Annotated in this window: 11 protein-coding genes and 1 tRNA gene; 6 read left to right on the top strand and 6 right to left on the bottom strand. The window is 34.1% G+C overall.

From position 1 onward, the window contains the following. Positions 1-89 precede the first annotated feature (89 nt). Entirely contained in the window at positions 90-1,871 is a 1,782-nt protein-coding gene (locus tag DMB71_RS18980; protein WP_111368920.1) for a helix-turn-helix domain-containing protein, read from the bottom strand. Between the two features lie 165 nt (positions 1,872-2,036). Between DMB71_RS18980 and DMB71_RS18975 the strand changes: the two genes are divergently transcribed. The 5 genes from DMB71_RS18975 to DMB71_RS18955 all read left to right on the top strand — a co-directional run bounded on the left by DMB71_RS18975 (position 2,037) and on the right by DMB71_RS18955 (position 6,851). After that, positions 2,037-3,215, top strand: a complete 1,179-nt coding sequence (locus DMB71_RS18975) for an acyl-CoA dehydrogenase family protein (RefSeq protein WP_111368918.1) — start codon at positions 2,037-2,039, stop codon at positions 3,213-3,215. 91 nt (positions 3,216-3,306) lie between these two features. Beyond that, complete coding sequence (locus DMB71_RS18970) at positions 3,307-4,089, top strand: DUF3050 domain-containing protein (protein ID WP_111368916.1); 783 nt, start codon at positions 3,307-3,309, stop codon at positions 4,087-4,089. A gap of 65 nt (positions 4,090-4,154) precedes the next feature. Then, positions 4,155-4,919, top strand: coding sequence for an SGNH/GDSL hydrolase family protein (locus DMB71_RS18965; RefSeq protein ID WP_111368915.1), 765 nt, complete (start codon positions 4,155-4,157; stop codon positions 4,917-4,919). 81 nt (positions 4,920-5,000) lie between these two features. Further along, complete coding sequence (locus tag DMB71_RS18960) at positions 5,001-5,813, top strand: helix-turn-helix domain-containing protein (protein WP_111368913.1); 813 nt, start codon at positions 5,001-5,003, stop codon at positions 5,811-5,813. Positions 5,814-5,885: 72 nt separating this feature from the next. Continuing rightward, positions 5,886-6,851, top strand: coding sequence for a nitrilase family protein (locus DMB71_RS18955; protein ID WP_111368911.1), 966 nt, complete (start codon positions 5,886-5,888; stop codon positions 6,849-6,851). Positions 6,852-6,934: 83 nt separating this feature from the next. Here the strand turns inward: DMB71_RS18955 and DMB71_RS18950 are convergent. Both DMB71_RS18950 and DMB71_RS18945 read right to left on the bottom strand, forming a co-directional pair. Continuing rightward, positions 6,935-7,021: transfer RNA gene (locus DMB71_RS18950), tRNA-Ser, on the bottom strand. A gap of 61 nt (positions 7,022-7,082) precedes the next feature. Further along, complete coding sequence (locus tag DMB71_RS18945) at positions 7,083-7,952, bottom strand: LysR substrate-binding domain-containing protein (RefSeq protein WP_111368910.1); 870 nt, start codon at positions 7,950-7,952, stop codon at positions 7,083-7,085. A 91-nt stretch (positions 7,953-8,043) separates the two neighbouring features. Between DMB71_RS18945 and DMB71_RS18940 the strand changes: the two genes are divergently transcribed. Next, positions 8,044-9,288 carry an MFS transporter gene (locus DMB71_RS18940; RefSeq protein ID WP_111368908.1) on the top strand — a complete coding sequence of 415 codons (1,245 nt, stop codon included), beginning with the start codon at positions 8,044-8,046 and terminating at the stop codon, positions 9,286-9,288. A 235-nt stretch (positions 9,289-9,523) separates the two neighbouring features. On the opposite strand, the gene DMB71_RS18935 is transcribed toward DMB71_RS18940, so the two are convergent. From DMB71_RS18935 to DMB71_RS18925, 3 genes are all read right to left on the bottom strand, one after another. Further along, positions 9,524-10,552: an asparaginase gene (locus DMB71_RS18935; RefSeq protein ID WP_111368907.1), complete on the bottom strand. Its 1,029-nt coding sequence runs from the start codon at positions 10,550-10,552 to the stop codon at positions 9,524-9,526. Further along, positions 10,542-11,678, bottom strand: a complete 1,137-nt coding sequence (locus DMB71_RS18930; RefSeq protein ID WP_111368905.1) for a 1-acyl-sn-glycerol-3-phosphate acyltransferase — start codon at positions 11,676-11,678, stop codon at positions 10,542-10,544. Before DMB71_RS18930 ends, DMB71_RS18935 begins: the two co-directional genes overlap by 11 nt. Positions 11,679-11,742: 64 nt before the next feature. Beyond that, positions 11,743-12,522, bottom strand: a complete 780-nt coding sequence (locus DMB71_RS18925; RefSeq protein ID WP_111368903.1) for a TatD family hydrolase — start codon at positions 12,520-12,522, stop codon at positions 11,743-11,745. Between the last annotated feature and the right edge of the window lie 96 nt (positions 12,523-12,618).

Raw genomic sequence — 12,618 nt, 5'->3', positions numbered from 1 at the left:
AGGAGGCGATAACGACACTGTTGATCCTCCGCCTTATCAAAGCTCTCCGATAAAAACGAATGGTGGGGGAAATGGTTAATAATACAGCTTTAAATATTGTTCGCAAATTGAGCTGGAGATACTCCAGTTCTTTTGCGAAACGATTTTGCAAATGAAACAGCATTTTTAAAACCAACACTTTCTGCAATTGCCTGAGTCGAATATTTACGATACAAATGATTGGTAATCATCTGATTAATAACATAATTAATCTTTAATTCATTCGAATATTCTCCAAAAGATTTTCCAAATCTTTTATTGACAACATAGGATAAATAGGTAGTATTGGTTTTAATTTTTTTAGCAACATACGAGAGCGTAAAATCTGCATTTAAGTATTCCAGTTTTTCTTCTAAGGCCAATAATTTTTCTACAATTTTATTTTCTTTTGCCTCATCGATGCTGAGATTTGCATTTTCCTTTTTAAACTGAGCATCTTCTAGTTCTGGTAACTCTTCCGCAACTATAGTTTTTTCTAATGCCGCTTTTTCGATTTCGGCTTTTTCGATTTCTTTTTTCTCAAGATTAGCTTTAAATTCCTCAATTAAAGCGTTCATTTTTTTCTGTGCTTTATTCTTATCTCTAATATTTTTAATTAGAAAAAAAACAATCCCAACAACCAAAATAACATAGAAGACTTTTAGGGCTTTATTCCATAAAACCTCATATTTATACTTCTCTTGAATGTTCAACATCTCATCACTGAGATTTGCAGTACCCAATTTATAATTAACTTCTAAAGCTTCTTCCCGCAGTTGTCCCTCATATTTTTCATAAGAATCTAAATAAATTTTAGAATGCTTAAAAGCTAATTCCGGTTCATTTAGAATATTATAAATTTTGGCTTGGATATAATTAGATTGAAAATAGCTCATATCTATTTTCTTCTCCTTTAAATAAAGAGAATCGACTTTTTTCAAGAAAATTAAAGCTTTATCATATTTTTTTTGAGCATAATAAAGATCGCCCAAGTTATAATTTGCAGTCTTGTAATAACTTTCATCATTATTTTGCTTCGCATACATCGAAATATCAAAGTAAGCTTTCTCTGCATTTTTAAAATCTTTTTTTAACAAATAGATATTTCCCAGACTTAAAGTAGCTGTCATTTTATTATCTATATAGTTTTGCGAATAGGTTATCGCCCTTTTATAATAGTATTCAGCCGAATCAAGTAAAACTGACTTACTTCGGTTCTTCATGTAATAACCTTCGTAGACATTTCCTAAATTGGTATAAATATTACTTTTACTGTTTTGGAATTGGTCTTTCTCATAAAGACTTTCATTCTTATCCAAAAAATCACTATTCTGTCTAAGGTTTTTAACAGCAAGTTCGTAATTGCCCACAGCTTCATTAACTAGGGCAATATTACTCTTAAACTTTACCGTCTGAATAACATCGTTAGTTTTTATAGAAAGCTTAATTCCTTCCTGATAATTACTAAGAGCATTACTAAAATTTCGTCTTTTCCATTCTATCAATCCCCTATAATTGTAGAGGTAAGCTCTAAGATTTATTTTTTGAACAGATTCTGGGAGTTTATTGTAATGAACTAATGCCTTGGCAAACCATTCATCACATTTAGCTCTATTATTTTTTAATTGATAAAGGTAAGATCCTGCCCCATAGGCAAAAGCTATGTGCTCATTGTTGTTGGACTTCTTTAATTCATCTGCATATTCGAGGCCTTGGTCAAAGTTACCGTTCATGCTAAAACGGATTTTATCCTGTAATTCTAAGTACTTTTGTTCCGTGAACTCCTCCTTATTTTGAGCAGTCCCACCGGAAAATACTAATAGTAAAAAGAAAAAAGAGATGATCAGCCTCATTAAGTTTGTTTTTGGAATTCAAAAATAGTCTATAAATTATCAAAAAACTACAATTAATTTGCCAAATTCCTATTAATTTTATTTTTACCATAAATAAATATAACAATTTAACATGTATTTGTTGTATTTTTATTGCTTAAATTTGCTTTGCTAAATTTAAAAAACATGAAACCAGACCTATTTCAATCTCCAGATTATTTTAACCTAGACGATTTACTATCTGACGAACATAAATTGGTTCGCGAATCTGCTCGTGCTTGGGTTAAAAAAGAAGTTTCTCCTATTATAGAAGAATATGCTCAAAAAGCTGAATTTCCTAAACAAATTATTAAAGGTCTTGGAGAAATCGGTGGTTTCGGACCTTATATTCCTGTACAGTATGGTGGTGCTGGATTGGACCAAATTTCTTATGGACTAATTATGCAGGAAATCGAAAGAGGCGATTCTGGTGTGAGATCTACCTCATCTGTACAGTCTTCCTTAGTAATGTATCCTATTTGGAAATACGGAAACGAAGAACAAAGAATGAAATATCTGCCAAAACTGGCTACGGGAGAATATATAGGATGTTTTGGTTTAACTGAGCCAGATCATGGTTCTGATCCTGGAAGTATGATTACCAATTTTAAAGATATGGGAGATCATTATCTTTTAAATGGTGCCAAAATGTGGATTTCAAATGCTCCTTTTGCTGATATTGCGATTGTTTGGGCTAAAAATGAAGAAGGCAGAATTCACGGTTTAATCGTTGAGCGCGGCATGGAAGGTTTTACAACTCCTGAAACACACAACAAATGGTCTCTTCGTGCATCTGCAACTGGAGAGCTAATTTTTGATAATGTAAAAGTTCCAAAAGAAAACCTTCTGCCAAATAAATCTGGTCTTGGCGCTCCGCTTGGCTGTTTAGATTCTGCTCGTTACGGAATTGCATGGGGAGCAATCGGAGCAGCAATGGATTGTTACGATACCGCTTTAAGATATTCAAAAGAGAGAATCCAGTTTGGAAAACCAATTGGAGGAACCCAATTACAGCAGAAAAAACTGGCAGAAATGATTACCGAAATCACAAAAGCACAATTATTAACTTGGCGTTTAGGAGTTTTAAGAAACGAAGGAAGAGCAACTTCTGCTCAAATTTCGATGGCAAAACGCAACAACGTAAACATGGCTATCAACATTGCTAGAGAAGCAAGACAAATGCTCGGAGGTATGGGAATTACTGGCGAATACTCTATCATGCGCCACATGATGAACCTTGAAAGTGTGATTACTTATGAAGGTACTCACGACATACATTTATTGATAACAGGAATGGATGTGACTGGAATTCCAGCATTTAAATAATCTGTAATTATTAAAATATACATAAAATCAATGCGAAAAGCTTCTTCTTGACGGAGAAGCTTTTTATCTTTGCATCAAAATTTTTTCACAAATGAATATCGAAACGATAAACAAAAGCATACAACCTCAAAAAGACCAACTTTTAAAGCATTCTTTATACAATAAGATTCAAAATATAGACGACCTGCACAGTTTTTTAGAAACTCACGTTTTTGCTGTTTGGGATTTCATGTCATTACTAAAAGCTTTACAAGCTAAACTTACTTGCACAACCACACCTTGGTTTGCTACAAAAAATCCAGGAACACGTTACTTGATTAACGAAATTGTCTTGGCTGAAGAAACCGATTTAACACTAGACGGAAGAAGACAAAGCCACTACGAAATGTATCTTGAAGCAATGGAAGCTTGTGGCGCTAATACAACAGGAATTTTAAGCTTTCTATCAGAGGTGACTTCTCTGCACAATATATTTGTAGCAATCAAACAAAGCTCACTTCATCCAAATGTAAAAGCTTTTCTTGATTTTACTTTTAGAGTAATCGAAGAAGGAAAACCACACGAAATTGCAGCCGCTTTTACTTTCGGGAGAGAAGACCTTATTCCGAGTATGTTTACTGAGATTTTGAAAAACTTTCAAAAGAATCTTCCTGAAACCGATTTGACAAAATTGTTATACTATTTTGAAAGACATATCGAACTAGATGCTGATGAGCACGGTCCGATGGCTATGACAATGATTACAGAATTATGTGAAGACGATGCACAAAAATGGAAAGAAGTAGAAGAAGTTTCGATTCTTGCCCTAGAAAAACGTATCGCACTTTGGAATGCCATTGAGGAAGAAATCGTGATGAAAGCTGAAATGGTTTAATCCAAAAAGACCTATTTAACGTAACTATTTGTTTAAGATGTTCACAAATCTAATTTGCCAAAATTATGAAACCGCATTTCAAACAAATAGTTATTGTTTTACTCAATATATTTTTATTGAGCTGCAGCGCTGAGCAATCAGATTCTGAGAACAATTCGGTTCCTCCTGCAACAACTCCGCCAACCGCAGAAGTACTCACAGCCCCAATTTCAAAATCCATAAATTATCTCGCTTTGGGAGATAGTTATACCATTGGACAAAGCGTCTGCGAAACTTGTCGATATCCTGAACAGCTCAAAGCTAAGTTACAGACAATTTATCCGGAAACCGCTTTTTCATTAAAAGTCATTGCGACAACAGGATGGACAACTGCCAATTTAATTTCGGCAATTAATTCGCAAAATCCAGAATCTAATTATGATTTGGTTACCCTTTTAATTGGTGTCAACAATCAATATCAACATTTAGATTTTTCGATTTACGAAAAAGAATTTCCACAATTGCTCAATAAGGCAATTGAATTGGCCAAAGGCAACAACAAAAAAGTGATTGTGCTTTCGATTCCAGATTATACCTATACTCCGTTTGCTGCAAACTATACCGATTCAAACCGAATGAAAATTTCTAACGAGATCAATCAGTATAATAATTTTGCTGAGAATTGCTGTATATCCAGAAATGTTGCATTTATTTCAATTACCGACATTACGAGACAAGGCCTTAACAATCCGAACTTAGTTGCTTCAGACGGTCTGCATCCTTCTGAAATTGCTTATAGAATGTTTGTAAACAGAATGATACCGCAGATTAAAACTGCTTTACAGAAATAAATTAGTTTTACAATTCCATTTAGTAAAATATTTTAAAGCAAAATAAAGGTACCTTTGTATTTTGCTATAAATTAATTTGACATGCAGATTTCTGTTCCAAAAGATTTATTACCCTTCATCAAGCATTATCTATTTTTAGATAATACTGAAACTGCTATGCAAAAATTCCGTTTATTTTCAGACGGAAATACCGGCCTTGTCTTTTCTGTAAAAAGCAAACTCATTTCTGATATTACTAAACATGAAGTAAGAAAGTATCTGCCAGCTTCATTTTTATACGGACAGCTTAACGGTTTTAAAGATCTTTATTCTGAAAGTGAAATAACGCTTATTATTGTCGTTTTTCAGCCCAACGGAATCCATCAGTTATTAGGAATTCCTGTCAACGAATTTCACGATGCTATTATTCCTGTCGAAGATATTTTTGACGAAAAAATTATAGCGCTTCAGGAGAGCCTGTTTCAACAAAATAATCAAATACGGGTTGAACTGCTTAATTCTTTTTTTAGATTGTTACTAGCCTCAAAAACAGCTTCAAATCAATTTATAATAGATCATTCTTTAAACTTTATCATTAAAAATAAAGGGCAATTCTCTATAAAACAATTAGTAGAATACACAGGTTATACCGAAAGGCACTTGGAAAGAAAATTCAAAGAATGCATTGGACTAAATCCGAAGAAATTTGGAAACGTTGTAAGGCTACATCATTTTTTAAAGCTATTAAAAAACAAACCTGAAGACGCCAATATAACAACCATTTGTTATGATGCCGGATTTTCTGACCAATCTCATTTAATTAAAGAATTTAAAAAACATACAGGAATAACTCCAACCGAATATGTTTACAATACTGGCAAATTAACCAACAATCTCATTAAACGAACATTCTAAAATGTCGGTTTTGTACAATTCATAACATATTGATAAGCCTATTTTTGATTCAAATAATTAATAGCTTACAATATGAAAAATCTAAAAATAGCCACAGCTCAGTTTGAAAACAAAAGCGGCGACAAAAACTATAATTTATCTGTAATCGAAAAACTTTCGCAAAAGGCGTCTGATGAAAACTGCGATGTAATTTCCTTTCATGAATGTTCTATAACCGGATATACATTTGCAAGAAATTTATCAAAAGAACAAATGTTAGATTTGGCAGAATTGATTCCGAGTGGAGAAAGCATTCTAAAATTGATCGAAATTGCCAAAAACAGCAACATTGTAATATTGGCGGGACTTTTTGAAAAAGATGAAAACGACAATCTATTCAAAGCTTATGTTTGTGTGGATAAAAATGGTTTAGTGGCCAAATACCGAAAATTGCATCCTTTTATAAATCCGTATTTAACGCCTGGAGACCGTTATTGTATTTTTGAAATTGAAGGCTGGAAATGTGGGATTTTAATTTGTTACGACAATAATATTATCGAAAATGTTCGTGCAACAAGACTTCTAGGAGCCGATATTATATTTATGCCACATGTAACTATGTGCACGCCTTCTACCCGACCTGGCGCTGGTTTTGTCGCACCTCAGCTTTGGGAAAACCGAGAAACTGACCCAACTTCGTTACGATTAGAATTTGACGGCATGAAAGGCCGTGATTGGTTAATGAAATGGCTTCCAGCAAGAGCTTACGACAATGCGATTTATGCGATATTTTCAAACCCAATTGGTATGGACGATGATCAATTAAAAAACGGCTGTTCGATGATTATTGATCCTTTTGGAGATATTTTGGCAGAATGCCGCACTTTTGATGATTCTTTTGCGACAGCACTAATTACTCCTGAAAAATGTAATCTTGCAGGAGGAAGTCGTTATATAAAAGCTAGAAGACCAGAATTGTACAGAGATATTATTGGACAAGATCACGAATCGGAACAAAATGTAGTTTGGTTGAACTCTGATAAAAAAAGCATAAATTAAATGATTATTGAAATGGAAATAAAAACATTTATATAAAACAAAAAAGAGATCTGAAATTTCAGATCTCTTTTGTTTTTATTCCGCAGAAAGGAAGGGATTCGAACCCTCGATACAGTTACCCATATACTAGCTTTCCAGGCTAGCTCCTTAAACCACTCGGACACCTTTCTATTTTGGTCTGCAAAGAACACAAAAAAAATTGAGTTTACAAAAGTAAATTGTAAGATTACTTTAAATGCTCTTTTTAAATTCTTCCATAAACAGTTTTACTGCTTTTTTTTGGTAACCTCCCACTGTCAGCATGTACGAATCTCTTTTTGTAGAAACTCCCGTAATTTGAATAGCTCTTAAGTTACCCCAGTCTTTTAGCGCCATTTCGGCCACAATTGTAGCCCAATCGCTATTTTCTACCATTTGCAGCAATGCATGAATAGATTGCAATTCTATCGAAATTTTAGGTTTCATATTAAATTTCTTAAAGAGTTCTTCGACATATTCTCGCGAATTGGATCCTTTTCCTGGCAATATCAAGGGAATTTCTTCAATTTTCTTGAAAGCAATTTTATCCAGATTTGCCAAAGCATGATTTTTAGAAACTACCATAACCATGTTTGATGTAAACAGTGGCACTTTTTGAATCGGTATTTCAATTTCATGTGACGAAATTACGAATACCAAATCCAATTCATTGTCGAGGAGTTTTTGCTCTAAAACTTCTGTAGTTCCATATTCAACAATAATTTTCAGGTTTTGGTATCTTTTAGCAAATGCATTTACGACAGGCAGAATCAATAATCCGAAAATATAGGTTACACCAATTCTGAGCTCTCCGCCAATCATTTCGTTCAAATCTTCAATCGCCTGTTTTCCGTTTTCGACATTTTCGACCACTTTTTTGGCATGAATCAAGAAAACAGCTCCCGCTTCTGTCAATTGCACTTTTTTTCCTATTCGCTTAAACAATGGCATTCCGAGTTCTTCTTCGAGCTTTTTGATTTGTTGCGAAAGCCCCGATTGGGTTACAAAACACAATTCTGCCGCTTTGGTAAAGTGCAAAACCTCAGCGGTTTTAATAAAATATTGCAATTGATAGATTTCCATATTGATAAGTTTTACTACTTATTATGAGTAAAATTATTAATTTTTCTAATGAAATCGTAATCCCGAACTTTGTAATCAAATAATAAAGATCATGTTTAAAGCCTTAAAATCTAAAAATTTCAAGTTATTCTTTTACGGACAATCTGTTTCAGTTATCGGAACCTGGTTACAGAAAACAGCCGTAAGCTGGATGGTTTACAGCATTACGGGATCTGTATTTTTGTTAGGTGTAGCGACTTTTTTAAGTATGATTCCGTCTTTGTTTCTAGCACCTCTCGCTGGAAGTATTATTGGACGTTATGACAGACACCGCGCTATGATTGTTTTACAATCTTTGGCAATGCTTCAAGCTGGAACCTTGGCTCTTCTTATTTATCTCAAAATTTATAATATCAATTTTATTCTGGCATTGAGTTTAATTCAAGGAATCATCAATGCTTTTGATATGACTTGCCGCCAAACCATGATGATTGATATTGTCGACAATAAAGAAGATCTTCCAAACGCAGTTGCTCTTAACTCAACTATGAACAACTTTGCCAGAATCGCGGGTCCTGCGCTTGCGGGAATTATTTTGCACCAATATGGAGAAGATATCTGTTTTATCGGAAACTTTGTGAGCTATGTTCCTGTTTTGATTTCGTTAATGATGATGAAAATCACACCACATATTAAAGCCGAAAATAAACTTAAAATGCTGGACGATCTTATAGAAGGCTTGGATTATGTAAAAAAAGAAACCGAAATGGCAAGAATGCTCTTAATGTTAACCTGTAGCAGCTTATTTGTAATTTCTTTTAATACTTTGATGCCCGTTTTTGCGAAAGATATTTTTAACGGAAATGCAGAAACTTTCAGCTGGTTTGAAAGTGCTGCCGGAATTGGTTCTGTTTTATCAGCAATCTATTTGGCCAATTTAAAATCGGCTGAAAATATGGGAAAACTGATGATTGCTGCCAGTTTATTGTTAGGTTTCAGTATCATTATTTTAGCAATTTCAAGCAGTATTACCATCGCATTAATCTGTATGACGTTAAGCGGAATCGGAATGATGGGCCAAACTTCATCTATCAACATTTATATTCAGACGCATAGCATTGTGAGCATGCGTTCGAGAAGCATCAGTTATTATATGATGGCGTATCAAGGAATGATTCCTGTGGGAAGTTTAATTATTGGATATGTTTCTCATTCGCTTGGCGTAAGAACTACTGTTGCCATTCAGGGAATTATTTGTATTCTTTCTGTGATTGTTTATGTGTATTATAAAAAACATAAAGCAACTGAAGAAGACTTGGAAACTTGCCCTGTTGAGTATAGAAATTCCAAATTTTAAAAGTTTCAAAAAAGAAGTTCCAAGTTCCAATTGCACACAATCTTGTCATTTCGACGAAGGAGAAATCTTCGCGAGAAGCTCGACAAAGTTTGGCTTATTGGAACGGAGTTACTTGCGAAGATTTCTCCTTCGTCGAAATGACAAACTGTGAGGCTAAACAAAAATTTCAATAAAAAAATCCCAAACTCCATCTTTTAGATTTTGGAATTTGGGATTTTAAATATTGTAATTCAAATTATGATATTTCCCCGCGAAGTGCAGTCTCAAAAATATCTTTAAACTCGTTTTGCGGAATATTATGCCCTAACAGATACATCAATTTGGTAATGGCTGCTTCTGTTGTAATGTCTTTTCCTGAAATCACTCCTAACGATTTTAAAGCAGTACTGGTTTCATATTGCCCCATATTCACGCTTCCACCAGAACATTGGGTTACGTTTACGATATGCATTCCAGATTTAATGGCTTTTTCTATTAAGTTTAAAAACCAATCTTCGGTTGGAGCGTTTCCAGAACCGTAGGTTTCCAGAATAATTCCTCTTAAACCTTTGGTTTCAAGGATTGAAGCCAGAACGATTTCGCTCATTCCTGGGAACATTTTTATGATGGCAACGTGATTGTCCAAATTCTTATGAACGATCAGTTTTGCATCTTTATTTACAGGAAGAAATAAATGTCTGTTTAATGTTAAATGGACACCAGATTCTACCAATTCAGGATAATTTGGCGCTGTAAAAGCTTTGAAATGTTCTGCATTTACTTTTGAAGTTCGGTTTCCGCGATACAATTTGTATTCAAAATACAGACAAACTTCTGTGATAACAGGTTTTCCGTTTTCTTGAAGAGACGCAATCTGAATTGCTGTAATCAGGTTTTCTTTGGCATCGGTACGCAAATCTCCAATTGGCAATTGCGAACCTGTAAACACCACTGGTTTTGCCAAATTCTCCAACATAAAACTCAATGCCGAAGCCGAATACGACATGGTATCTGATCCGTGAAGCACCACAAATCCGTCGTAAGCGTTGTAATTTTCCTCGATAATAGTGGCAATTTTTGTCCACATTTCGGGATTCATATTTGAAGAATCTATCGGATGTTCAAACGAAATAGATTCGATTTCACAGTCCAATTGTTTAATTTCAGGAATTTTCTGAATTAGTTTACCAAAATTAAAAGCTTTTAGCGCTCCAGTTTCAAAATCTTTGCTCATACCGATGGTTCCTCCGGTATAAACCAATAATATTTTTGCTTTAGATGACATCTTGGTATTTTAATTTGTTGACAACAGGATTTGCATACATTGCTAAAAATCCTTGTCTTGTAACAGGATTATCGCTTCCGATGCGCATTTCTAAACGACGCTCAAAAAGCTGTTTTTCGTTCTCTTTGTATTTGTGAGCGAACTTATCTGTTTCATTTAAAATATCGTAAGCAATAAAGTTTGTCGGCCATAATTGATAATTTTTCAAGATAACATCATCAATAGTTTGTGCCAATGCCTGAACCTGTTTGTTTACATTATCATTTTCTGCCACAATCTGATCGATTTCAGTATCCAAAACATCGCCTACCGAAATGTGTATTCTCTTTTTAGTTCCCATGATACCGCTAATGATATTCATGAAATCTTCGTTTTTATCTTTTACGTATACTTCGTTGTTTGCTTCTGCCATTAATTGTGGCATTTTCAAAACATCTGTCGGATCGTATTCGTATGAAATAGAAACAGGAACGATTCTTAATTTCTTAAAATAATCCATTAAGTTTTCTTCATCAGACCCCATTCCAATCATTTTTAAAACTCCTGGATTGGTTTCGTCATTTCCGTCTTTTGTTCTTCCTTCTCTTTGAGCAATCCAAACCGAACGGTTTTCGCGAAGCAGTAATTGTCCCATATATTCAGACAATAATTTTGAACTCTGAAGCATTTCTCTAGGCGATAAACCTCTTAAAACTAAAAAGTTTCGGTTTAATTTTGCCAAAGTTGCCAGAAAAGCCTTTTTAACCAAATTGTCTCCAATTGCCGAAGCTGTCATTACTAATCCATGTTCAAACAAACAAACATTTAGCAATGTTGTATCCAGAAGAATATCTCTATGATTTGAGATAAATAGATAAGAAGTGTTTGGTTCTAGTTTTTCAAAACCTGAAGTCGTTAATCCTTCAGAGCTTTTTTCTAAAACTTTTTGGATAGTGTTATAAATAAAGTTGCATTGAAAATCACGAATCGAGTGTGTTTTCTTCAATTGTTCCTTCCAAACCTCATCTTCTACATCCGGAAAAGTAAAGTTCATCATGGTTTTCATCATAGGATGATTGACCACCGCATGAAGTGCTTCATTTATTTCGGAATCATAAAACGGTCGAATGGCATCAAATTTCTGCATTATTTATAATTGTTTAAAGTGGGCAAAAGAACAAAAAAAAAATTAAAGTTTTGTAAGGCTCAGGTTAAATCCCAAAAACGTCTTTTGAGTTTTGGGTCGTAATTGCTGCAATTTCTTCTTCAGAAACTCCATACACATCGCTTAATTTAGCTATAACATTGACTAAATAACTGCTTTCATTTCTTTTTCCTCTATACGGGATTGGTGCTAAATACGGCGAATCTGTCTCCAAAACGATATGTTTTAAATCGATTTGATTTAAAAACTGATCTATTTTTCCGTTCTTAAACGTAACAACACCCCCGATTCCTAATTTCATATTGTAAGAAATTGCACGCTCTGCTTGTTCTAAAGTTCCGGAAAAACAATGAAAAATCCCAAACAAATCTTCAGATTTTTCTTCTTCTAGTACTTCAAAAATCTCATCAAATGCTTCTCTACAATGAATTACGATTGGCAATTTGTACTGTTTTGCCAGCTGAATTTGTCTTTTAAAAGCAATTTGCTGTTCCTTTAAATGTGTTTTATCCCAATACAAATCGATTCCGATTTCGCCAACTGCATAGAATTTTCTTTTAGACAGTTCGTTTTCAACATGCTCCAATTCTTCCAAATAATTATCTTTCACATAAGTGGGATGCAAACCCATCATTAGAAATATATTTTCAGGATAATTTTTTTCTAAATCGTACATAGATTGAGTTGCCGCAGCATCGATTGCAGGAATAAAAAAACGAGTAATTCCGGCATCAATAGCGCGCTGAATCATTTCGTCACGATCCTGATCAAACTCTTCAGAATATAAGTGCGTATGGGTATCGGTAATAATGGGTGTTGAATTCAAGGCTGTAATTTTAAATTGCCAAAATTACGACAATATTAAAAGAATAGCAATTCTGTGCGATTGGCATGCGGATAAAACGGATTCACTTCGCGAAAA

Source organism: Flavobacterium tistrianum (assembly GCF_003254545.1).
In the GTDB taxonomy this organism is placed as follows: domain Bacteria; phylum Bacteroidota; class Bacteroidia; order Flavobacteriales; family Flavobacteriaceae; genus Flavobacterium; species Flavobacterium tistrianum.
This window is presented reverse-complemented; position numbering and strand designations above follow the sequence as displayed.